Source organism: Bacteroidales bacterium (genome assembly GCA_035353855.1).
Taxonomy (GTDB): domain Bacteria; phylum Bacteroidota; class Bacteroidia; order Bacteroidales; family CG2-30-32-10; genus DAOQAK01.
The window spans coordinates 51,615-75,376 of record DAOQAK010000001.1; the positions used below are offsets into that span (position 1 = coordinate 51,615).

The following is a 23,762-nucleotide window of genomic DNA, read 5'->3' on the forward strand; positions in this document are numbered from 1 at the left end:
TTCTAATGAACTTACCTGATAACAATTCTGAAAAAGATAAATATTTAAAAAAACCACAATGGCTTAGAAAAAAACTTCCATCGGTTAATGAATATTCATACTTAAAAAATTTATTAAATAAAAACAACCTGCATACCATTTGTGAAAGCGGGAAATGCCCGAATATTGGTGAATGCTGGGAAAACAGGACTGCAACATTTATGATACTTGGTGATATTTGCACGCGTTCATGCAGTTTCTGTGCAGTAAAAACCGGGAAACCAATGCCTCCGGATATTGAGGAACCTTCAAAAATTGCTGAAGTAATTAAACAGATGCAACTTAAACATTGTGTTATCACTTCGGTTGACCGTGATGACCTGGATGATGGAGGCGCTGCAATTTGGGCACAAACTATCACACTAATAAAAAAAGAATCACCAAATACTACTATTGAAACTCTTATTCCTGATTTTAAGGGAAATACAAATAATATCAATACTGTTATTCTGGCAAAACCTGACATCATTTCTCATAACCTTGAAACCGTAGAAAGACTAACGAAAGAAGTCCGCATTCAAGCAAAATACAAACGTAGTCTTAAAGTTTTAAAATTCATATCCGATTCTGGAGTAACTGCAAAATCAGGAATAATGCTTGGACTGGGCGAAACGGAAGAAGAAATTTATTCAACTTTCGATGACCTTCTTTCAATTGGGTGTAAAATAATTACAATTGGTCAGTACCTGCAACCCGGGAAAAATAATCTGCCTGTAAAAAAATATATATTACCTTCTGATTTTGAAAAATATAAACAAGTTGCTTTATCAAAAGGATTTAAATTTGTTGAAAGCGGACCTTTGGTTCGTTCATCTTATCATGCCGAGAAACAAATACATATTACCACAAACTGATTCATGCTGACCGAAATCTTGTTTTTTGCTACCTTTAACTGACTCAATGATTTTATTTTTAATAAAAATATTAATTTTATTCTGATTTTCTGTTGATTAATTTTTGAAAAAAACTTTTTTGCAATATTTAAAAAAGATGTATCTTGTGCCGTTTTTAAAAACCTTGTTTTGACTAACACAATACTAGAAACCATGAAGAAGAAAAAAGTACTTTTTAGCTTATTAGCCATAACTTTTACGGGAAGTGTATTTATTATGGCATCATCACAAATCAATAAACAAATTTTCACTCCTAAAAATAAACAGAGTACCCCAAGTAATTCAAGTGCTGTTGGCAGCGAAAATCAAAAAGGCGGGAATTCGCTTAATTTGACATGGAATGAACTTGGTCCTGATAATATGGGTGGACGTACAAGGGCTATATTAGTTGATAAAAATAATGCTAATACTATTTATGCCGGTGGTGTAAGCGGTGGATTATGGAAATCAACAACCGGAGGTTCTTCATGGGTAAAAATAAATGACTTTGCTGAAAACCTCGGAATTTCATGTATCGCACAGGGAGCGGATGGTGCAATTTATGCAGGCACCGGCGAAGGCCTTTCAACCAGTACCGGAAATGCTAATGGGTCAACAGGATTTGTTGGAAAAGGAATTTACAAATCTACTGATGGAAGTACTTTCACTTTGTTAACATCAACTATTCCTGCAACTGAGAACACAAACAATATTGCATGGGCTTATGTAAATAAAATAGCATGCGACCCAAACAATGCAAACCGTATTTATGCTTCAACCAATAAAGGATTACAAAGTTCAGATGATGGCGGAAGTTCATGGATAAACCCTGTTGGAGTTACCGGAGTATCAACTGATGTTGATGTAGCTACTGATGGTACTGTTATTACAAGCGTTAACAATTTATGTTATGTATCTTCAAATGGGAACGATAATTCTTTTGTATGTCAATCAGTGTCTGGAACAAACGGAGATCTTCCTGCAACCGGAGTTTCAAGAATTGAATTTGCTTTTGCACCATCAAATCCTGAATATATTTATGCAAGTGTTGCCGATTCAACAGATAACTCATTATATAATATTTATAAATCTACAAATAAAGGTGATAACTGGTCTGTTATTGGCCCCGGTGGCAGCGGTTTGTTCCAGCCTTTTGGTAAAAAAGGTAATTCTAACAATACAATTGCTGTTCACCCTACCAATCCAAATAAAATTTTTGTTGGAGGAGATAATTTATGGGTATTGAAGGATGAACTTTCTACCTGGACACAAAAATCATTGAATTATTTGGAATCTGAAAGTAGTTATTACATTCATGCAGGAATTAACACTATTGTTTTTAGCCCAACTAATCCTAATATTTTTTATATAGGTAATAACGGTGGAATTTCACGCAGTTTAGACGGAGGAGAAACATTTGAAACAATAAATATTAATTACAGTACTATTCAGTGTAATAATGTAACAGCATCTCCTTATGGATGGATTATGGCAGGAACAGACGATAACGGAACTTTATTAATTAATCCTAACTTTCCAACATTTCCAAAACATGCTTACGGTCTCACATCCAAGGCTGGCGGAAATGGAGGCATGAGTACATTCTCATATATAAATCCTGAAGCATTTTTCACATCATCAATATACGGAATTACCCAACGTTCACCTGATGCAGGTTCAAACTTCTATCCTTCAACTTTTAACCAGGATGCCAGCAACCTTTTTTATGATAAAAAAATGCTTCCTACCGGTTATACCGCAGGACAACCATCATTCTTTGCAGCATATTATGCTCCAATCATATTATGGGAATGCGGAAATGATACATACTCAAATGATTCTATTGTATTTTCCCCAGCAAAAATTGCTAATGAAAAATTTGAAGATAAAGGCGACGGGCAAACAAAACATTTTACAGGAACTTTAGAAAAAGGAAAACAGCCTTTTGCATCAATAGTTCCAGGAACCATTCAAATTGTTTCCGGTTCTATTCATGCAAATGATGACGGAAGTGGAAATATTATTGGTAGTGTAGACAATACCGTTTCCAGTACAATATCTTATAGTGATGGATCATATGATATTACTTTCTCTTCTGCTCCAGCAAGCAGCGGTAATATTCTTATCTCTTATGAAACAAGATTTAACGCAAATTCATATTTATATATTGAAAGTGGAAATAAACCTGCAGCTTTCTGGTATGAAACTCTAACATCAATTGAACAAGGTGATACGATTTATATACAGGATATTATTCAATCTAAATTCTTTGTTGGTTTTGATAACGCAATTTGGATGACAAAACAAGCATTAGATTTCGCAAACAACCCTAAATGGTTTAAAGTTGCAAATATTCCACAAACCAGCAACCATAATACCCAGTGTATGGCTTTATCTAAAGACGGCAACTATCTTTTTGTTGGAACAGCTGATGGTAAACTATACAGGTTATCAAATTTACGTGCTGCACAGAATGCCACAACTGCTGAATGTGATGATACTACTAATTGTGTAATCGGGTTTAAAGAATTAACAATTACTACTAACAATAAAGCAATCACTTCTATATCTTGCGATCCTAGTAATCCTGATAATATTCTTATAACTCTTGGTAATTACAATACTACTACTCCTTATATTTTATACTCATCGAATGCACTGGATAGTGATCCTACTTTTGTTTCAAAACAAGGAAATTTACCTTATATGCCTGTATATTCTTCATTAATGCCAATTTTTGAATCTGGCGCAGTTATTATAGGAACTGAACATGGCATATATTCGCTTGATGATATTTCAGCATCATCACCTCAGTGGGTTGAAGAAAATACTGGTTTGGCAAATGTTCCTGTTTACTCCCTGTGGCAGCAACAGTATGATTATTCTAATGTTACTAATTATGGTACCATATACGCCGGAACTCATGGCAGAGGCGTTTATGAATGCACAAAATACACTAGTATTAATGATCCTCAAACTCAAAACAATAGTGTCAGCTCATCAGCATTATCTTTATCGGTATATCCAAACCCTGTAATAAATAATGCAGCTTTAACATATACAATTCCTGAAAACAGCGATATTAAAATAAAAGTTCTTGATGTTACAGGAAAAATGTTGTATTCAGCAAATCTTTCTAAAATATCAAAAGGGTCACACGTTTTCAATATTGATTGCAGTATTCTGAAAAACGGAACTTACTTTATACACATGCAAACAGGCTCAGATAAAGCTATTACTAAATTTGTGAAAATTCAATAATAATTAATTGGCAAAAAAAGAGAGGCTGTTAAATTTAACAGCCTCTCTTTTTTTTGCATCTCTCTTATGACATATGTTTTAAATTAAAAGCATACATTATAATAAATACTATTGCTACAACAAACATCAATATTGAAGAAAACATAAATATTATAGACATTAATGGATTTTGAAAAAAATTACTGAATAATATAAAGAAAGTAACCGTAGGAGCTAATTCTCCGACTACATAAATAAAAAAACCTATTTTTTTCAAATGCCACATTAATATTACTCCTGCCAGGCAAATAAGAGTAGCAGCGAAACCAACAATATTATTTATTTTACTATAATAAAAAAAATTATCGAAATCCACTGAATCAAAAAACGAACTATTTATTGTTTGCAGCTTCATCATTTCATTTTGAGTGTTACCTGTATTTAAAATATTTATCAAAGAAGAGATAAAAACAAACCCTATCCCAACAAAACTTAAAATACAAATAACGGTCAAAAATGTTGGACGTTTTTTTGTGTTATCCATAAATGGATTTACATTTTCCTGTTCCATGTTAAATTAAATTTTAGTTATTAATCGGTATTTTATCATACAAATTTAAATCTATATACATCCAAATCAAAGTATCAAAAAATATTTTATTAACACGTTGTATGATAAAAAAAGCTCCTGAAAATTCAGGAGCTTTAATAATATTCTAATATCATCTGTTATTCGAGACTTCCAACAACTTTTTCAACTTCATTTAATATTTCGCATGATTTTACAAGATCTTTCATTGCATTATGATCAGTGAATAATGGCCTGTCGATGTCAAGATATTCAACATGCTTGCGAATAACTTTATGAGCAGTAGCAGTACCATTACCATATTTATAAGGAGTTTCAAGTTTTTCCCTAAGGTCAAGGGCTTGTGCTGCGGCCATAAATTCAATACCCAGAATACCATATGCATTATCCAATATCTGGAAATTTTTAAGCGCTGTATTCATTCCCATTGATACGAAATCTTCCTGGTCTGCAGCAGCAGGAATACTCTGGATACTTGCAGGCATAGATAAAATACGTTGTTCAACAATTTGCATATCGGCAGTATATTGACTTAACATCAATCCTGAAAACATACCTGCGCCTTTTGTTAAGAATGGAGGTAATCCAATGCTTAATGCAGGATTGTTCAATCGGTTCATTCGTCTTTCTGATAGAACAGATACCATTGTAACAACAGCACCTACCATATCCATAGGTACCGATACAGGAGAACCCTGGAAGTTTGCACCCGATAACTGAACATTTTGATCAGGGAAAAATAAAGGATTATCCCCTACTCCGTTCATTTCTATTTCCACTTGTTTGCGTGCATAAACAAGCTGATCGTGAGCTGAGCCTATTACTGCAGGAGTTGAACGCATTGAATAGGCATCCTGAACCTTTACTTTTAATTTATTTTCAGCAAGATCGCCACCCTGACAAACTTTATGAATAGCTTTAGCGCTTCTTATACCACCTGGAAATCCACGTGCTTCGAGTAATCTAAGGTCGTAAGGTTTAAGGTTTGCTTTTAATGCTTCGAGCGACATAGCACATGCAATTTCTGCCTGCTTTAGCCAATTATTGGTATCAAAAATCATTAATGCGCTCATTCCTGTTAGGAAATTAGAACCATTGATTGCAGCAAGTCCATCGCGTGCCTGTAATCCGGGAACAGGTATTCCTGCTTTTTCAAAAGCCTCTTTTGAAGGCATCCATTTGTCTTTATAGAATACTTTATTTTCGCCCATCATGCAAAGTGCAATCTGCGACATCGGTGCTAAATCACCACAAGCTCCAACAGAACCTTTTACACAAACATAAGGCGTGATACCATTATTTAGCATATCAACCAGGCATTGAGTAATTTCAAGTCGGCAACCTGAATTACCATGTGAATGGACATTTGCACGAAGTAGCATTGCAGCACGAACATGATCAACCGGAGCTGCTTCACCTATACCTGCTGAATGGTTGTAAACAAGATATTTTTGAAATTCCATAACTTGTGTATCATTCAGAACAATTTCTGAAAATTCACCAATTCCGGTATTCACACCATACATTATTTCTTTTGCTGCAAGTTTTTTTTCAAGCATGCCACGACATTTAACGATTCGCTCTTTTGCATCAGATGATAATTCAACCTTTTCGCCATGACGGGCTACTTTTACTAAATCTTCTATTGTAAGGCCTGCGCCTTTTATTATTATTGCCATAACTTTAAATTTTAAATGTTAAATGATTAATTATAAATGATTAAAATTCTTAAAAAGAATTTTTAATTTTTTTAAAATAAGAAAGTATAATGATTAATGAACAATCGGTATTACCGATGATAAAGGAATGAAATACTAGAGACAGGCGCGTGTAATTTTAATTTTGTAATGAATATTCCAGTTTTGCATAAATTGTAATTTCTTGTCAAATATAAGAAGTTTTTTTCAGTAGTGCAAAAAATTTTTACAGGTTTGAAATTTTATTAATCAAATCGTTAACTGAAATTTTTTCCTGAACTCCTGTCTTCATATTTTTTATTGAAACACTATTTTCTTTCATCTCATCAGTGCCAACAATAGCGACAAAAGGTATATTATTGGCATTTGCATAATCGAATTGCTTTTTAGTCTTTGCCGATGAAGGATAAAGCTCAGCGCTGACACCTGCTTCACGCACTTGCCTGATCAATGGCAAACAGAATTTTTCTTCTTCTGCTCCAAAATTTATAAAAAGTATTTTTGTTGTTGATGATACTTCCTCAGGGAATAGATTCATTTCATTCAACACATCATAAATACGGTCGGCACCGAAAGAGATTCCAACTCCTGAAACATTAGGCAATCCAAATATTCCCGTAAGGTCATCGTAACGCCCGCCACCGGCAATACTTCCCATAGCAACATCTTTTGCCGATACTTCAAAAATAGCACCGGTGTAATAATTCAAGCCACGGGCAAGTGTGATCTCAAATTCAACTTCAGAAGAAACTGAAACAGTTTTCAGATAATTCAAAACCGTTTCACATTCCGAAATACCTTTCAATCCTACTTCTGAAGACTGTAATATTTTTTTCAGTTCATTAAGTTTAAATTCTGAATTGCCTTTTAAAAATATTATCGGTTGCAATTTCATTAAAGAATCTTTTGAAATGCCTTTTTCCTGAAGCTCTTTATTTACTCCATCTACACCAATTTTATCAAGCTTGTCAATGGCTACCGTAATATCTACAATTCGTTTGCTTTCGCCAATGATTTCGGCAATCCCGGAAAGTATCTTTCGGTTATTTATTTTAATCTTTACAGGAATTTTTAGTTTTCCAAAAATCGAATCAACAATTTGGATAAGTTCAACTTCATTCAGCAACGAATCGCTTCCAATAACATCCACATCGCATTGATAAAACTCGCGGTAGCGGCCTTTCTGCGGACGGTCGGCTCGCCATACAGGTTGCATCTGGTAACGTTTAAAAGGAAAAGTAATTTCGTTCTGATGCATCACCACAAAACGCGCAAAAGGTACGGTAAGGTCGTATCGTAAAGCTTTTTCAGAAATAAATTTTATTGCTTCATTTGAAGTGATATCCAATTTTTTATCGCCAGGAATTTCTGATAAATAATCACCACTATTCAGAATTTTAAAAATTAATCTGTCGCCCTCTTCCCCATATTTTCCAAGCAATACAGAAAGATTTTCCATTGCCGGAGTTTCAATAGGTTTATAACCATAAAGCCTGAACACACTGCGAATAGTATCGAAAATATAATTACGGCGGATCATTTCTTTAACACCGAAATCGCGCGTACCTTTAGGAATTGAGGGTTTTTGTGAAGACATTAAAATTATTTTTATTTAACAAAATTAGAAATTTTTATCATATAACACAGCTTCTTCTGCATTATATTTAACCCTTTCAGGGTTTGTTGCTATTTGCATTTATACAGGTGGTTTCACCACCTGTTATTAATATTTAAGCCTTTCAGGCTTATAATAATTTCTTTCATTAATTTATAAAGAGTACCATATATAAACACTAAGATGAAAAATCAAGAACACAAAGGGTTTATAAATTACTAATTATTCTTTTCAGGTATTCATCAACTTGCGAAAAACCTTCTTCCGGCGCCCAAGGGGCAAAAATTTTATCAATCGTAATATCATACGGTCCTTCTTTAACTTCATAATAAACCGAGCCGCTCTCAAAGGCAATAACAGTATGCCATGCAGCGGGTGTGATTTCGGCAGCATAATTTTTCAGTTCATGCGAAAGAATGATTTTTTCAGTGATATTACCAAAATCATCAAATTCAACAACGGCAATTTTTCCTTTCAGTAAAACAAAAATTTCTTTTTTATCGGGATTGATATGCTTATGCGGACGAACGTATGTTGTAGGTTCCAGGGCATTCAACATGCGCTGCAATATCTCGGAATCTTCTTTATGAAAATTAAAATTCTTTCGTTTTCGTTTCGTAGTCTTAGCTTCTTCCGATAATGAAACAAGCATTTCTTCGGTAATCTTAATCATATCGAATCGAATAATTCCGTTTGACTTTTGTTTTCAAAATCCAACAACCATTTCTTCCGCCATAAGCCACCACCATAGCCAACAAGGTTTCCGTCGCTTCCAATCACGCGATGACAAGGAATAATAATGGATACAGGATTTTTCCCATTTGCATTTCCCACAGCCCTTATTGATAATTTATTTCCTATAGCTTTTGCAATATCAAGATATGAGCAGGTTTTACCATAAGGAATTTTTAATAATTCAGTCCATACTCTCTTCTGAAAATCGGTTCCCTGCAAATCAAATTTCAAATCAAATATTTTTCTTTTTTTATTAAAATACTCATCAATCTGTTTCACGCATTTAGCGAGGCATTCAGGACAATCAGTATAAACATTTTCAGTTTCCACAAAATATAACGAAGCAATTCCATTTTCGCTTCCGGTAATTTCTATCGTTCCGATTGGTGAATTATAATAATATTTTTTCATAAATTTTTACCGCAAAGTACGCAATGAACGCGCAAAGGGCACCAAGCATTTCTAATACCACTTACCAATATCAATGGTTTTATAATTTTTTATTTTTTCCAAAAGTCGTTTTTCATTGTCATCATAAAGCAGCATCTGATGATGCTCAGGACGTAATAATTTTTGTTCTACGGTATGCTCAAGATGCCTGATATAATTATCATAGAAATTTGAAACGTTAAATAACGCACAAGGCTTATCAATCATTGAAAGTTGATTGAGCGAAAGCACTTCTGTAATTTCATCGAGTGTGCCATAACCACCGGGCATCGCAATAAATGCATCCGATTTCTCGATCATCAATGCTTTCCGTTCGTTCATGGTTTTCACAACAATCAATTCTGTTATTTCATCATGTGAAATCCCTTTATTGAAAAGGTGTTCAGGAATTACACCAAAAACATTTCCTCCATTTTTCATAACAGTATCAGCTATAACACCCATAAGCCCGAGTCTGCTTCCACCAAAAACGAGAGTTAATTTTTCTTCAGCAATTAATTTTCCTAAAGCTTCTGCTTTTGCTTTAAATAAAGGGTTTTCGCCAAAACTGGAACCACAAAAAATACAAACTGATTCTATCTTTTTCAAAACTTTATTTTTTTACAAAGATAAAATTAATATTATTGAATAATTTTCTACATTTGGCTTTAGCAAGAAGAAAAATATGAATGAAAATGAGTTATCAAATAAAATAATCGGGTTAGCTATAGAGGTACATAATGCATTAGGGCCAGGATTACTTGAAAGTGCTTACAAAGAATGCCTTTATTATAAAATAAAAAAATCAGAAATTTATGTCGAGAAAGAAAAACCTATTCCTTTGATATTCGAAGAAGTAAAATTAGATTGTGGATATAGAATTGATTTAGTAATAGAAAATAAACTTGTAATTGAAATTAAAAGTGTAGAAGCATTGCATGATATTCACCTTGCTCAAACTCTTACGTATTTAAAACTTGGGAATTATAAATTAGGATTATTAATAAACTTTAATGTCGTGAAATTAAAAGAAGGTATAAAAAGAGTAATAAATGGCTCATTATAATTTTATTCAATGGAATCCTTTTAAACCACAAAGTAACACAAAGAAAAAAATGCACGAAGTTCACAAAGAAAATCATATTTTAAAACTAAATATACTTTGAGCACTTTGTAAAAACTTTGTGCTTCCTTTGTGGTAAAAAAATAAAATACAAATTCAAATTTCATCAAATGAAAACATTTTTTTATTTATCAATATTTTTTTTATTTTTTCTTAATTCCCTTCAGGCTCAAAATAATGTTCTGATAAAAAACATTGAATACGATGTACCTATTATAAATAAAGACCTTTGTCAGGGTTCGGAACTTTCGGAAACCGACTGGTGGAAACGAAATATTGAAACATCAAAACGCTGGTACTTTCAGCAGGCATTGATGAACAAAGCGCTTAAAGGAGAAATAAAAGTTTATAATTACGATGGCAATGAATTATCTCATGATGAAATTTTTAAAAAATTAACTTATAAAGACACTATTATCAAAACGCGTACAAAACCGCCATACGACAAGTACGATACTGTTATAACAAAATATATTTCACCTTCTGAAATTCACAGTTTACGCTTCCGTGAAGCATGGTATTATGATACCTTTACATTTAAAATCAGAAAAGAAATCTCTGATTACAGTCCAATTATCGCTGTTGACAAGGAAGTAAAATATCAGAATAAAACAAAAATTATTTCACAGGATATGCCTTTATTCTGGATAAAAAATGTTGGCAATACTGACAAAAAAAATTATGAAACGCTTACTGATTATATTTTATACAACAGTCCGATATTTTCAAACCTTGAAACATCGATGCCACAATTTGGGAATATCTTAAAAGTCTCAAACGACTCTATTTCGCGCCAGTCATATATTGAATCTCTTCTGTTCTCAGCTATTTCAGAAAAAATCAAAACATATCCTTCAACAAACTTCAGCGATTATTATACATTTGCAATTGATAATATGACCGCTTTCAACCTAAGCGAAATTCAGGATATTGCTGCAACATGCGACACAATGGAGATCACAAAAAATACGTTGCCAAATAAAGTTTTATTCGATACAATAATTTGTAAAGTAAAAGACATAAAAAATATTTTACTATTCCGATTTTACGAAAAGTGGTCGCTCGATCCCAAGACAATGAGTTTGCAAAAAGATGTTGTTGCTTTATCACCTTGTGAAGTTATGTATAATGCCAGAAAAGAATTTAAAGGCATCATCCCAATGTTTACAGTGTTATTCGGAAAAGCTGTGAGATGCTTTGAAGAATAGAAACATGATCATTCATTTTCATAAAAGGTCAAATTGTTTTGTCCCTACGGGACATAGCATATTTTGGGTTTTTCTTTTACCAAGCTTTTGTCCCTATCGGGACAATGAATTGGAAAAATATAGAAACTACAAAACATATTTTTATACAGTAAGGTATTAAATATAATTTTAATGTGTATAGGAATATATTTATACCGACAGAAAAGAGTTTTGCAAAATTATTTTTTGTTTTCTGTACGGTATAACTCGTTCTAAACAGTTTTGCCTTTGCAAACCTGACAAGAACGAGTATAAATTGTTTTGTCCTTACAGGACATAATATATTTTTGGGTTTTTCTCTTTACCAAGCTTTTGTCCCGATAGGGACAATATATTGGTAAAATATATAAACTACTAAAGATATTTTCGTGCCGTTAGGTACGAAACATAATTTGATTATGGAAAATATCTAAAAATTGTTTTACCCTTACAGGGCTTAGTGTATAGAAAATTTATTTCTGTAATTTCTATTTTCTGAATTCAGATTTTTAAATTTAATCCGCTTTCAATTTTTTATAACGAATACGTTTTGGACCTGTATCGCCTAATCGTTTCTTTTTATTTTCTTCATATTCCGAGTAGGAACCTTCGAAGAAGTAAACCTGCGAATCGCCTTCAAATGCGAGGATGTGAGTTGCCACTCTATCAAGGAACCAGCGGTCGTGAGAGATGATCACGGCACATCCGGCAAAGTCTTCAAGACCTTCTTCCAAAGCACGAAGTGTGTTAACATCAATATCGTTAGTAGGTTCGTCGAGCAATAATACGTTTGCTTCTTCTTTCAATGTTAATGCAAGGTGCAGACGATTCCGTTCGCCGCCCGAAAGCACACCGCATTTCTTTTCCTGGTCGGCACCACTGAAATTAAAACGTGCCACATACGCACGTGCATTCATAGAACGCCCGCCAACAGTGATGATTTCACTGTCGCCTGAAATCACCTGGTACACGGTCTTTTCAGGATCGATGGCTGCATGCGACTGGTCAACATAACCTATTTTTACAGTTTCTCCAGTTTTAAATTCTCCTTTATCAGCTTTTTCAGAACCGATGACCATCCTGAACAATGTGGTTTTACCGGCACCGTTAGGGCCAATGATACCAACAATTCCGGCAGGAGGTAATGCAAAACTTAAATTCTCAAATAATAATTTCTCGCTAAATGATTTCGAAACATCTTTAGCTTCAACAACCACATTACCTAAGCGTGGACCATTAGGAATAAATATTTCAAGTCGTTCTTCTTTTTGTTTTACATCTTCATTCAACATTTTTTCATATGCATTCAACCTTGCTTTTCCCTTAGCATGACGTGCTGATGGCGACATACGCACCCATTCTAATTCCCGTTCCAATGTTTTCCTGCGTTTGCTTTCAAATTTTTCTTCCTGAGCTAATCGTTTTGTTTTCTGGTCGAGCCATGAAGAATAATTTCCCTGCCATGGAATGCCTTCGCCACGGTCGAGTTCGAGTATCCAGCCTGCAACGTTATCAAGGAAATAACGATCGTGTGTTACAGCAATAACAGTTCCTTTGTATTGTTTCAAATGCAACTCAAGCCATTCAACCGATTCGGCATCGAGGTGGTTGGTAGGCTCATCAAGCAAAAGAATATCGGGTTCTTTAAGCAACAGTCGGCACAAAGCTACGCGTCTTAATTCACCTCCCGATAAATTTTTTATCAAAGCCTCACCATCAGGACAACGCAATGCATCGAGCGCTCTTTCAAGCTTAGTATCAAGTTCCCATGCATTATGATGATCGAGCAATTCAGTAAGCGCACCCTGACGTTCGATGAGCTTATTCATCTCATCATCACTCATAGGTTCGGCAAACTTTAAATTAATTTCTTCGTACTCTTTAAGCAGATCAACAACTTCCTGAACACCTTCCTGGACAATTTCTTTCACTGTTTTTGTTTCATCAAGCTTCGGGTCTTGTTCAAGATATCCTACAGAATAGCCCGGTGAGAAAACAACTTTACCCTGGTACGATTGTTCAATTCCAGCAATAATCTTGAGTAATGTTGATTTTCCGGAACCATTCAAACCAATGATTCCTATTTTAGCTCCATAATAAAACGAAAGATAAATATCTTTTAAAACCTGCTTGTGTGGCGGAAATATCTTACTTACGCCTACCATTGAAAATATTATTTTTTTATCGTCAGCCATAATTAAATTATCAATATTGAATGTTAAATTTTAAATGATAAATTTTATGAAAGGCAAATATCGGACTTTTTGATTTATATTTTTAATATCAAACATTTTAATGTTGAAAATATTTTTCAAAAATAAATTTCAATAAATTCCATTTCATTACCTTTGTTAATATCATCATACTATGAACAGCTTTTCGCGATTAGGTAAAATCAGGTATTCTTTCCTTTTATTGCTGCTTACTGTAATAATGGGCACGATAGGTTTTAAGATTATTGAAGAATATAATTTTCTCGATTCTCTTTACATGACCATTATAACTATTGCTACAGTTGGGTTCAAGGAGATACATCCCTTAACCGACGGCGGAAAAATATTTACAATTCTTCTCATACTTACAAGTATGGGAACATTTGTTTATTCAATTTCACTCATCACAACAAGCATTGTTGACGGTGAATTCAGAAGATATTTTAAAGATTTCAGGGCTAATTCAGAAATAAAGAAAATGGAAAATCATGTAATTGTATGCGGTTACGGGCGTAACGGAAAAATGGCAGCATCGGAGCTTATTACACACAATAAATCTTTTGTGGTGATTGAACAAACCCACAGTGTGATAAATGAATCGGAAAACAACAGCAAAATATTTTTTATTGAAGGTGATGCTACCGAAGATGATGTTTTAATTAAGGCAGGAGTAAAAACAGCAAAAGCACTAATAACATCGCTACCCCTGGATGCTGATAATCTTTTTGTTGTTTTATCAGCAAAGGCTCTTAATCCAAAATTAAAAATCATTAGTCGCGCATCAAGCGAAAGTTCCGAGAAAAAATTAAAAATGGCAGGAGCTGATAATATTGTACTACCCGAACACGTGGGAGGAGCACACATGGCTGCACTGGTAATGAAACCTGATGTTGTTGAATTGCTTCGTCATATTTCTGTATATGAAACTACAACTGTTAATCTCGAAGAAATCTTTTGCTGCGATATGCATGAAAATTTCAGGAATAAAACTCTTGCCGAATTGGATATACGCAATAAAACAGGCGCAAACATTATTGGTTTTAAAACCAGCAAAGGTGAGTTTATTATTAATCCTTTACCTGAAACAAAAATGATTCCCGATGCAAAACTATTTGTTCTTGGCACTCCCGAACAAATTCATAACATGAAAAATCTTCTTAAATCTTAATTGTCCTGACATGAAAAAAATATTCTTTATTTCCCTGATTTTTTTTCTTTTTTGTAATTGCAGTTTATTTAAATATAATATTCCTTTCGACAAAGTAGTTTTTGGTAAAGGTGGTGGATTCACCGGAAAATATGACGAATATTATATTGACAACAAAGGCGATTTATATAAAAAAGAAACTTCATCAAATAAATTCATTAAATCGCTACCTAAAGAAAAAATCAAAGAGATATATAATGAGATGAAGAAAAATAATTTATACGAATTGTCATTCAACAATCCTTACAATTACAATTATTATATTGAATTATTCAAAGGCAGTAAATCCAACCGGATTGTTTGGGGAAATGCCAATAATCCTCCACCAAAAGCTGTAACTGCCGTTTTTCAAAAACTGATGATGCTTACTGCCACTTCCGATATAAAAAAGCAATAACAATTTTAAAAACATATTTTATGAAAAAAATATTTTTTACAATTTTGTTAATGGTAAATTTTTCATCATTAGTTTTTTCGCAGCAACAACAACCCAATCCGGTAATACTGCAAATGCCCACCGGCTGGGGCTTTGAAAGAATTAATTTACCTTTTGATTTTGCTCCGGAAATCAATTATTCCGGATTTGAAGAAATACGTTTTGCTCCCGGAATGTTTGATACCACCTCGGTAAATTATTTTACATATGCTTTTGTTGTTTGCATTGATGGAAAGAAAAATTTTCAGAAAGATGATATTAAAAATTTTCTTGATAAATATTACAAAGGATTGTGCCTTTCTGTTGGACAACCAAAAAAGTTAACACCTGACACTGCACTTATAAAATCAGAAATTAAAGTAGTACCATCAGCAACTGAATTGCCAATATACAGCGCAACTGTACCATTTTTCGATACATTCAGCAATGGAAGAAAAATAAATCTGTTCATGGAAATTGAAAGCATTATTAAAACCGAAACAAATAAAACTTACCTGACCATTTTGGTAAGTGCAAATAAAAGCAATACCGAAGTTTGGAATAAATTACACGAAGTAAGAAATAATATGATTATAAAATAGAAAAAGCAGGCAATGCCTGCTTTTCAGTTATCTGAATTTCTTCTTTTCGAAATTTCTTGGTTTATCTTTTCTGTCGCCACGGGATTCTTTATCATTACTAAATCTTCCGCCACTTCTGCGACTGCCTTCATCTCTACGACTACCTTCGCGTCTGCGGCTGCTATCACCTTTGTAGCTTCCACCATCGCTTTTATAATTTCCTTCTTTTCCGAATTTTCTTTTTGATCTGACATGTCTTCTTTCCGATCTTTCTGATCGCTCCTGCCCTTCAGATCTTCGTTCAGAAGCAATTTCAACTTTCAATATCCTGCCATCTAAAGAATAATCATTCAGTGCTGTCATTACCTGTTCAGCATAAGGTTTTTCTATTTCAAAAAATGAATAACTTTTCAATAAATCAATTCGTCCGATTGATATTTTTTCTCCCGGCAAAACGTCATTAATAACGCCTATTAATTTTGCAGGATTAAGTCCATCCATTTTTCCTGAATTGATAAATAAGCGCGCATAGCCTGCTTCAACGCCAGATCTATCGCCTTTTCTATCAGAACGTCTTTCACCCATATCAGAAATATTGATATCCGGTGCATTCTTATAATATTCCAGGAAACGATTAAATTCAAGGGAAACAAAACGGCAGATAATATCTTCCTTATCGAGCCATTCCAATTTGCGGAAAATCACTGGAAGGAAATTATTCACCTGTGAATAATCAATTTCCACTTTTTCCATTCTATCGATAAAACTGAAAAGTTGTTTTTCGCAAATTTCTTTTCCGGTAGGAATAGTAGCATGCAGAAATGATTTCTTAATTTTTTTCTCAATTTGCTTTAGCATGCTTTTTTCTTTCAGGTTAACAATGGCAATTGAAATTCCTGCTTTGCCTGTTCTTCCTGTTCGTCCGCTTCGGTGTGTATACACATCAAAATCGTCGGGTAAATTATAATTGATAACATGAGTAAGGTCATCTACATCAAGTCCGCGGGCAGCAACATCAGTAGCAATAAGCAGCTGTATGTTCCGTATCCTGAACTTTTGCATTACTGAATCGCGTTGAGCCTGCGATAAGTCGCCATGCAATGCATCGGCATTGTATCCATCCTGTATCAGTTTATCGGCAATTTCCTGTGTTTCTTTACGTGTACGGCAAAAAACAATACCATAAATATTCGGATTAAAATCGGCAATACGTTTTAAAGCAAAATATTTATCGCGTGCATGAACCGTATAACAAACATGTTTTACATTTTCAGCGCCAGCGTTTTTTGAGCCTACAGTAATTTCAACCGGATTGTTCATGAACTTCCGTGAAATATTGGTAATAGCATCGGGCATAGTAGCCGAGAAAAGCATGGTATTCCGTTTTGCCGGAGCCTGTGCCAGAATAGTATTGATATCATCAAGGAAACCCATGTTCAGCATTTCATCGGCTTCATCAAGCACTACTCTTTCAATTCCCGAAAGTTTAACTGCTTTTCTTTCCAGAAGATCGATCAACCTTCCGGGAGTAGCAACAACAATTTGAACACCTTTTTTTAAAGCGTTGATTTGTGTTTCAATGCTGGAACCTCCATAAACAGGGAGTATCCTGATATTATTGCAATATTTCGCAAAATCTTTTAAATCGCCTGTAATTTGCATGCACAGTTCGCGTGTGGGACATAGTACCAAAGCTCTGGGATTGGAAATATCCGGATTGGCTTCCTGTATAAGAGGAATGCCGAAAGCTGCTGTTTTTCCGGTTCCTGTTTGCGCAAGCGCTATTACATCATTACGTTTATTAAGTAATAAGGGTATTACCTGTTCCTGAACAGGCATTGGGTTTTCAAATCCCATTTCCTGAATTGCTTTGCAAATTTCAGGTATAACGGAAAGTTCTTCAAAAGTCATTTCTATTTTCTCAATTCTGTTACAGGATTAATTCCTATAACTAACTCTATTGTTGTTTCTATCGTTTCTGTCACCTCTGTCGCCTCTATCGTTAAAACCACCTCTTCTTTTTCCATCGCGGTTTTCAGTTCTAGGTTTTGCTTCTGAAACTTTAATAACTCTGCCGTCGTATTCAACTCCGTCAAGTTCTTCAATAGCTTTTTTAGCAATTTCGTTATCTTCAATTTCAACAAAACCAAAACCTCTTGATCTGCCCGAAAATTTATCGGTAATAACTTTTGCTGATTTTACAGCACCATACTCTCCAAATAACGATAATAAATCTTCATCGCTTACTCTGAAGCTCAAATTTGAAATAAAAATGTTCATAATACTTTTTTTTAAAAATGATTAATTGATAATCGTTTTACACTGGAAAGCTGAAAATCGTTTATTATTACTACCTTAGGAGGGAATGAAAAAACCATTTACGAATTGATACCGGTTAAAACTTTATCTTTAATTGACTGTGCAAAGATAGTATAAATATCAATGCCCCTGACATTTTACTTAAACTATATTAAACAATACTTTGGAAAACTTCAATGTATTGATACCAATTGTAAATTTAAAATAGTAAATTTTACAATGGCTATGCCGATAATATAGATGTTATTGTACAATTTATGGGCTATTACATATATACAATCGGTATTGCAAATCTAAGTGATGATATCTTTGAAGTTTGAAGTGAGAAATTCATAACTTCTTCAGATAAAAAAAGCCGTCTCAAAATACTGAGGCGGTTTTATTCTTATAATAAAAAGTAGAATCTAATTATTTCTTTTCATTTTTATTTTCATTAAACAGCTTACTTTTCCTGATGCCGTATGTAAAATAAATCAGAAAACCGATAGCCATCCATATAATCAATCGCAACCATGTATCTAAAGGCAAGGATGCCATTTGGGCAAAACATATCAATGCGCCCAGAATCGGGATCAATGGTACTAAAGGTGTACGGAATGGACGAGGAAGGTCCGGGCGTTTTTTCCTGAGGATGATTATACTTACACATACGATCGCAAAAGCTAATAGTGTACCTATTGAAACAAGTTCTCCAAGTATATCGATTGGAAGAACACCGGCTATGATCATCGCTACAAATCCGGTAATAATTGTACTTATATATGGTGTTTTAAAACGTTTGTGAACTTTTGAAAAAACCGGTGGAAGCAAACCATCTTTCGACATAGAATAAAAAATACGTGGCTGTCCCATAAGCATTACAAGTATTACAGAACTTAATCCTGCAATTGCCGCTATTTTAATGATCGGACGTAACCAGAACATACCGTTACCCATCGCGTTAACACCCACCGCTACAGGATCAGGAACATTTAACATCGTATAACTTACAATACCTGTTAAAACTATTGCCACAAGAATATATAAAACTGTTGAAATACTTAATGATCCAAGAATACCAATGGGCATATGTTTTTGAGGATTCTTTGCTTCCTGTGCAGCAGTGGATACCGCATCAAATCCTATATAAGCAAAGAAAATTACACCGGCTCCGCGTAATATACCACTCCATCCGTACTCTCCCCATTCACCTGTATTTTCAGGGATAAATGGATGCCAGTTCGCACTTTTCACAAAAGCAAATCCTATAGCAATAAATATAATAATTACAGAAACTTTTACTATGACCATTACATTATTAAAATTAGCTGATTCCCTTATTCCAATTACAAGCAAAGTTGTTAGTATTGCAACTATAGCCATTGCAGGCAAATTCATTATTGAAGTAACATGTGGTAGTGTATCCACATTTATATTCAATGCCGATAAATTTTTTAGTAGATTTTCGGTAATAGGTTTCCATCCTATATTTGGCACATCAACCAGTACACTCCCGGATGCTGCACTTAGATAAGCAGGGATATGTATACCAAAATCATTCAGAAAACTAACAACATATCCGCCCCATCCCACCGATACTGTAGAAGCAGCAAATAAATATTCAAGAATAAGGTCCCAACCTATAATCCATGCAAGAAATTCACCCATCGTGGCATACGAATAGGTATAAGCGCTTCCTGCAATGGGTATCATTGATGCAAACTCAGCATAACACAATCCGGCAAAAGCACATGCAACACCTGAAATAATAAATGAGATTACAATAGCAGGACCGGCATACTGTGCAGCTGCCTGCCCGGTAAGAACAAAAATTCCTGCGCCAATAATAGCACCAATACCAAGTGTTGTTAAATTGGTTGCCGTAAGCGTTCTTTTAAGCCCATGACCCTTATCATTAGATTCATCCATGAGCTTTGACATGGATTTGGTTATAAATAATCGTTTGGCCATTTTATATTTGTCGTTTAAAATTTGCACAATATTATAAAATTATCCTCATTGAAAAAAAATATACTTAATCATTTCCATTTTCTCAAATAAATATATTTTTGTGTTTTAGCAATTTATACTATTCTTGAAACAGTTTATAAAAGATTATTTTTCATTCAACAAAAGTGAGCGCAAAGGAATAATTGTTTTGCTTATTATTCTGCTGCTTGTTGTTATATCGCCATTACTCTTCCCTTTAATCACAAGTAAAGAAACACCTGATTTTAGTAAGCTTGATAATGAAATTGAAAAATTTGAAAGATCGCTGAAAGCGCAAAAAAAATATTCATACAACTACGACAGTTCCTACTCAAAAGAGTTCGATTATTCCAATATTGATAAATCAACTGCCGAAATGCAAATACATCCTTTCCTGTTCAATCCAAACGGGCTTTCAGATAGAGAATGGAAACAAATGGGATTTTCGGATAAACAAATCCGCACTATAAAAAATTACGAAGCCAAAGGTGGAAAATTTTTTAAAAAAGAAGACCTGAAAAAAATATATTCCATCAGCGAAAGCGAATACGAAATCATAGAGCCTTACATTCAAATTCCGAATGAAAATAATTTTGATAACAAAGAAAAAAAATCAAACACTAATTTAAAGAATTCTGAAATCATCGAATTGAATGCCGCCGATACCAACGATTTAAAAAAGCTGAAAGGCATAGGTTCTGCATTTGCAAAACGAATTATTGCATACCGTAATAAACTTGGTGGATTCATAAAAAAAGAACAACTGCTTGAAGTGTATGGAATGGACAGCATACGTTTTTCAGGCTTTTCAGAATACGTGAGTATCAATAAATTTTTAATTTCAAAAATTAATATCAATAGCGCTACGCCTGATGAATTAAAAAAACATCCTTACCTGAATTATAATATAGCTGCATCGCTTGTCAATTACAGGAAACAACATGGCAATTTCAAAACAATTGAAGAGATAAAAAAGCTTGCATTAATAACTGAAAAAATATTTAATAAAATCCAACCCTATCTTACGGTTAACTAATTTCGGTTACCGATTAATTTATTTTCTATTTTAGCAAATCAAAATAACTTACATGGAATCAAATACTATTCAGACAGAAAATTTATCACAACCAAAAGGATTGTGGATACTTTCATTTACAGCCATATGGGAACGCTTCAGTTATTACGGCATGAGAGCTTTTCTTATCCTGTATATGGCAAATGATATTTTTAATCCCGAAAATCGCAGGGCACATTTAGGTGGGCTGGGTTTTTCTGATGCTAATGCAGGCTTTGTTTATGGCACTTTCACCAGTATGTGCTATCTTTTACCTTTGCTTGGCGGGTTTCTTGCTGACCGTTATATAGGAAAAAGAAAATCGGTTATCATTGGTGGATTTTTAATTATGATCGGTCACTTCACCCTTGCGCTTGATTTAACAACAACATCATTTTTTACCGGACTTATTCTTCTTGCGTTTGGCAACGGATTCTTTAAACCTACCTGCTCATCAATGATTGGCGATCTGTATGCCCCCGGTGATAAACGTCGCGACAGCGGATTTACGATTTACTATATGCTTTTCAATGGAGGCGCATTCTTTGCTCCACTGCTTTGTGGTTATTTCGGAGAAACATATGGATTCAGGTATGGCTTTATGATTGCAGGATTTGCAATGATGACAGGGTTAATTATTTATATGATAGCTGCGCAAAGATTTTTAGGCGACATAGGTAAATACCCTATTTACAAACAGAATAAAGAAAATAAAGTTGAAAATAAACCTTTAACAAAAATAGAAAAGGACCGTATTCTTGTTATCTGGATTTTATTATTCTTTGTTACTTTTTTTTGGGCAGGATTCGAACAAGCAGGAACCACTTTCAATTTATATACCGATAATTTTATTGACAAAACCATTTTCGGATGGACCATGCCTACATCATGGTTCCAGGCTATAAACCCAGTATTCATCATTATTCTCGGTTCCTTATTCGCTGCACTTTGGGTTGCCCTTGCAAAAAAGGGAAAGAATCCTTCTACTCCGGTTAAAATGGGAATAGGTATGATTGCTCTTGGTATTGGATTTCTTTTTATGGTAGGCGCTGTAATGCAACGTGGTGGCGACAACCCTGACACCGCAGTTAAAGCAAGTCTTATCTGGATTATCGTTACTTATTTATTTCATACCATCGGGGAACTTTGCCTTTCTCCAATTGGTTTATCAATGGTAACTAAATTAGCTCCAGCAAAATATTCATCTTTATTTATGGGATTATGGTTTACCAGCAGCGCTATTGCCAATTTTATTAGCGGCGCTATTGTTAGTGTAGTTGCTAAACTCGGAGCATTATCAATTTTTGCAGGCATTGCAATTTTTATCGGGATATTAGGTATTATTGTAATATTCATGTCGAAATGGTTATTGAAGAAAATGCATGGAGTTGATTAACTTATTTTAGTCTGCCTTAGGCGGATCAGTTTTACGATTTAACTTAATAAAAATGATAAAAAAAATTCTTTTATATCTCCCGTTAATCCTATTGATTACGAATTCTGCTTTTTCGCAAAGCAGCGATAAAATTCATTGGTATTCGTTTGAAGATGGAGTAAAACTCAACAGTGCTACACATAAAAAAGTTTTCATAGATATTTATACCGAATGGTGCGGATGGTGCAAGGTGCTTGATAAAAACACTTTCCCCGATTCTACTATTACCCGGCTAATGAATAAATATTTTATCGCAGTTAAACTGGATGCCGAACGAAAAGATACCATTCATTTTAATGGATATGATTTTATTAACCCTAACCCCGAAACGCCACGCAGCCCGAATCAACTGGCAAGTTCGCTGCTTAAAGGGCGCATGTCATATCCTTCCATGTGTTACCTCGATGATAGCCTTCGCCTTATAACTACCGTTCAAAGTTACCTGAAACCCATGGAGCTTGAACCCATTCTTGAATACATTGGCTCCGATAAATATTTAACTATAACTTACGACTCATTCCGTTTAAAATATAAACCTATATCAGGCATGACTGCTGCTATTAAAGAAAACTCAACTGCAACAATTATTTTAAATTTTGAAGAAGGCAAATCTACAATTCCAACAAATGCATACACTAAACTCGACAGTCTTGCCGGTGAAATGAAAAAAAATTCTGCAACAAAAATTGAAATAAAAGGGTATACCGATAATTCTACAGTTGACATTGGCAACAATCAATTATCCGAAAATCGCGCAAAGGCAGTTTATGATTACCTTGTAAACAAAGGCATTGAAAGCACACGAATGAATTATACCGGCTATGGTCAACAAAACCCCATTGGCGAAAATACCACAGAAGAGGGAAGAAAGAAAAACAGGAGAGTTGAAATTACAGTATCGTCGAAATAAAATCAAACATCAAATAATCTTAATAACGTTAATCATCAACATAGATTGAATAATAACAATTACGCAAATAGTTGAACAGTAATAATTATAATGAT

Annotated in this window: 20 protein-coding genes; 10 read left to right on the forward strand and 10 right to left on the reverse strand. The window is 34.2% G+C overall.

The genetic code is table 11. The annotated features are described in order from the left end of the window. Positions 1 to 5 precede the first annotated feature (5 nt). The gene (lipA, locus tag PKK00_00240) at positions 6 to 893 is read left to right on the forward strand and encodes a lipoyl synthase (protein HNW96818.1); all 888 of its coding nucleotides are present in this window, start codon (positions 6 to 8) and stop codon (positions 891 to 893) included. A gap of 192 nt (positions 894 to 1,085) precedes the next feature. Further along, complete coding sequence (locus PKK00_00245) at positions 1,086 to 4,172, forward strand: T9SS type A sorting domain-containing protein (protein ID HNW96819.1); 3,087 nt, start codon at positions 1,086 to 1,088, stop codon at positions 4,170 to 4,172. Positions 4,173 to 4,236: 64 nt separating this feature from the next. Here PKK00_00245 and PKK00_00250 read toward each other — a convergent pair whose 3' ends face one another. From PKK00_00250 to PKK00_00275, 6 genes are all read right to left on the reverse strand, one after another. Next, positions 4,237 to 4,722, reverse strand: coding sequence for a hypothetical protein (locus PKK00_00250; protein HNW96820.1), 486 nt, complete (start codon positions 4,720 to 4,722; stop codon positions 4,237 to 4,239). Between the two features lie 158 nt (positions 4,723 to 4,880). Then, a complete protein-coding gene (locus tag PKK00_00255) occupies positions 4,881 to 6,419 on the reverse strand; it encodes an aromatic amino acid ammonia-lyase (protein HNW96821.1) in 1,539 nt (512 codons plus the stop codon). Between the two features lie 244 nt (positions 6,420 to 6,663). Continuing rightward, the gene (gene hisS / locus PKK00_00260) at positions 6,664 to 8,034 is read right to left on the reverse strand and encodes a histidine--tRNA ligase (protein ID HNW96822.1); all 1,371 of its coding nucleotides are present in this window, start codon (positions 8,032 to 8,034) and stop codon (positions 6,664 to 6,666) included. Between the two features lie 226 nt (positions 8,035 to 8,260). Next, positions 8,261 to 8,725 (reverse strand): WbuC family cupin fold metalloprotein, encoded by a 465-nt coding sequence (locus PKK00_00265; GenBank protein ID HNW96823.1) that lies wholly within the window; start codon positions 8,723 to 8,725, stop codon positions 8,261 to 8,263. Further along, on the reverse strand, positions 8,722 to 9,198 hold the full coding sequence (locus PKK00_00270) for a methylated-DNA--[protein]-cysteine S-methyltransferase (GenBank protein HNW96824.1): 477 nt from the start codon (positions 9,196 to 9,198) through the stop codon (positions 8,722 to 8,724). Before PKK00_00270 ends, PKK00_00265 begins: the two co-directional genes overlap by 4 nt. Before the next feature lie 51 nt (positions 9,199 to 9,249). Then, on the reverse strand, positions 9,250 to 9,825 hold the full coding sequence (locus tag PKK00_00275) for a TIGR00730 family Rossman fold protein (GenBank protein HNW96825.1): 576 nt from the start codon (positions 9,823 to 9,825) through the stop codon (positions 9,250 to 9,252). A gap of 76 nt (positions 9,826 to 9,901) precedes the next feature. Here PKK00_00275 and PKK00_00280 point away from each other — a divergent pair, with 76 nt between their 5' ends. Beyond that, positions 9,902 to 10,282: a GxxExxY protein gene (locus PKK00_00280; protein HNW96826.1), complete on the forward strand. Its 381-nt coding sequence runs from the start codon at positions 9,902 to 9,904 to the stop codon at positions 10,280 to 10,282. Between the two features lie 167 nt (positions 10,283 to 10,449). Then, entirely contained in the window at positions 10,450 to 11,547 is a 1,098-nt protein-coding gene (locus PKK00_00285) for a hypothetical protein (GenBank protein HNW96827.1), read from the forward strand. Between the two features lie 533 nt (positions 11,548 to 12,080). Here the strand turns inward: PKK00_00285 and ettA are convergent. After that, positions 12,081 to 13,760, reverse strand: a complete 1,680-nt coding sequence (gene ettA / locus PKK00_00290) for an energy-dependent translational throttle protein EttA (protein ID HNW96828.1) — start codon at positions 13,758 to 13,760, stop codon at positions 12,081 to 12,083. Positions 13,761 to 13,932: 172 nt separating this feature from the next. Here ettA and PKK00_00295 point away from each other — a divergent pair, with 172 nt between their 5' ends. The 3 genes from PKK00_00295 to PKK00_00305 are packed head-to-tail and all read left to right on the forward strand — an operon-like array spanning position 13,933 to position 16,002. Then, entirely contained in the window at positions 13,933 to 14,946 is a 1,014-nt protein-coding gene (locus tag PKK00_00295) for a potassium channel protein (protein ID HNW96829.1), read from the forward strand. Positions 14,947 to 14,956: 10 nt separating this feature from the next. Beyond that, a complete protein-coding gene (locus PKK00_00300) occupies positions 14,957 to 15,382 on the forward strand; it encodes a hypothetical protein (protein HNW96830.1) in 426 nt (141 codons plus the stop codon). A 20-nt stretch (positions 15,383 to 15,402) separates the two neighbouring features. Beyond that, positions 15,403 to 16,002 carry a hypothetical protein gene (locus PKK00_00305; GenBank protein ID HNW96831.1) on the forward strand — a complete coding sequence of 200 codons (600 nt, stop codon included), beginning with the start codon at positions 15,403 to 15,405 and terminating at the stop codon, positions 16,000 to 16,002. A gap of 27 nt (positions 16,003 to 16,029) precedes the next feature. On the opposite strand, the gene PKK00_00310 is transcribed toward PKK00_00305, so the two are convergent. The 3 genes from PKK00_00310 to PKK00_00320 form a co-directional block, all read right to left on the reverse strand. After that, complete coding sequence (locus PKK00_00310) at positions 16,030 to 17,892, reverse strand: DEAD/DEAH box helicase (GenBank protein ID HNW96832.1); 1,863 nt, start codon at positions 17,890 to 17,892, stop codon at positions 16,030 to 16,032. Between the two features lie 27 nt (positions 17,893 to 17,919). Next, complete coding sequence (locus PKK00_00315; protein HNW96833.1) at positions 17,920 to 18,261, reverse strand: RNA-binding protein; 342 nt, start codon at positions 18,259 to 18,261, stop codon at positions 17,920 to 17,922. Between the two features lie 447 nt (positions 18,262 to 18,708). Beyond that, positions 18,709 to 20,250, reverse strand: a complete 1,542-nt coding sequence (locus tag PKK00_00320) for an amino acid permease (protein ID HNW96834.1) — start codon at positions 20,248 to 20,250, stop codon at positions 18,709 to 18,711. A 124-nt stretch (positions 20,251 to 20,374) separates the two neighbouring features. Here PKK00_00320 and PKK00_00325 point away from each other — a divergent pair, with 124 nt between their 5' ends. Genes PKK00_00325 through PKK00_00335 form a run of 3 tightly spaced genes read left to right on the forward strand, consistent with a single transcriptional unit; the run spans position 20,375 to position 23,667 of the window. Next, positions 20,375 to 21,304, forward strand: a complete 930-nt coding sequence (locus PKK00_00325) for a helix-hairpin-helix domain-containing protein (protein ID HNW96835.1) — start codon at positions 20,375 to 20,377, stop codon at positions 21,302 to 21,304. Positions 21,305 to 21,356: 52 nt separating this feature from the next. Further along, positions 21,357 to 22,718: a peptide MFS transporter gene (locus PKK00_00330; GenBank protein HNW96836.1), complete on the forward strand. Its 1,362-nt coding sequence runs from the start codon at positions 21,357 to 21,359 to the stop codon at positions 22,716 to 22,718. 52 nt (positions 22,719 to 22,770) lie between these two features. Continuing rightward, positions 22,771 to 23,667 carry an OmpA family protein gene (locus PKK00_00335; GenBank protein HNW96837.1) on the forward strand — a complete coding sequence of 299 codons (897 nt, stop codon included), beginning with the start codon at positions 22,771 to 22,773 and terminating at the stop codon, positions 23,665 to 23,667. Positions 23,668 to 23,762: the final 95 nt, after the last annotated feature.

Coding starts and splice junctions, on each gene's coding strand:
- lipA (HNW96818.1), top strand. CDS start 6: ATGAACTTACCTGATAACAATTCTGAAAAAGATAAATATTTAAAAAAA.
- PKK00_00305 (HNW96831.1), top strand. CDS start 15,403: ATGAAAAAAATATTTTTTACAATTTTGTTAATGGTAAATTTTTCATCA.
- PKK00_00330 (HNW96836.1), top strand. CDS start 21,357: ATGGAATCAAATACTATTCAGACAGAAAATTTATCACAACCAAAAGGA.
- PKK00_00295 (HNW96829.1), top strand. CDS start 13,933: ATGAACAGCTTTTCGCGATTAGGTAAAATCAGGTATTCTTTCCTTTTA.
- ettA (HNW96828.1), bottom strand. CDS start 13,760: ATGGCTGACGATAAAAAAATAATATTTTCAATGGTAGGCGTAAGTAAG.
- PKK00_00300 (HNW96830.1), top strand. CDS start 14,957: ATGAAAAAAATATTCTTTATTTCCCTGATTTTTTTTCTTTTTTGTAAT.
- PKK00_00310 (HNW96832.1), bottom strand. CDS start 17,892: ATGACTTTTGAAGAACTTTCCGTTATACCTGAAATTTGCAAAGCAATT.
- PKK00_00255 (HNW96821.1), bottom strand. CDS start 6,419: ATGGCAATAATAATAAAAGGCGCAGGCCTTACAATAGAAGATTTAGTA.
- PKK00_00265 (HNW96823.1), bottom strand. CDS start 8,725: ATGATTAAGATTACCGAAGAAATGCTTGTTTCATTATCGGAAGAAGCT.
- hisS (HNW96822.1), bottom strand. CDS start 8,034: ATGTCTTCACAAAAACCCTCAATTCCTAAAGGTACGCGCGATTTCGGT.
- PKK00_00315 (HNW96833.1), bottom strand. CDS start 18,261: ATGAACATTTTTATTTCAAATTTGAGCTTCAGAGTAAGCGATGAAGAT.
- PKK00_00250 (HNW96820.1), bottom strand. CDS start 4,722: ATGGAACAGGAAAATGTAAATCCATTTATGGATAACACAAAAAAACGT.
- PKK00_00270 (HNW96824.1), bottom strand. CDS start 9,198: ATGAAAAAATATTATTATAATTCACCAATCGGAACGATAGAAATTACC.
- PKK00_00245 (HNW96819.1), top strand. CDS start 1,086: ATGAAGAAGAAAAAAGTACTTTTTAGCTTATTAGCCATAACTTTTACG.
- PKK00_00280 (HNW96826.1), top strand. CDS start 9,902: ATGAATGAAAATGAGTTATCAAATAAAATAATCGGGTTAGCTATAGAG.
- PKK00_00335 (HNW96837.1), top strand. CDS start 22,771: ATGATAAAAAAAATTCTTTTATATCTCCCGTTAATCCTATTGATTACG.
- PKK00_00320 (HNW96834.1), bottom strand. CDS start 20,250: ATGGCCAAACGATTATTTATAACCAAATCCATGTCAAAGCTCATGGAT.
- PKK00_00285 (HNW96827.1), top strand. CDS start 10,450: ATGAAAACATTTTTTTATTTATCAATATTTTTTTTATTTTTTCTTAAT.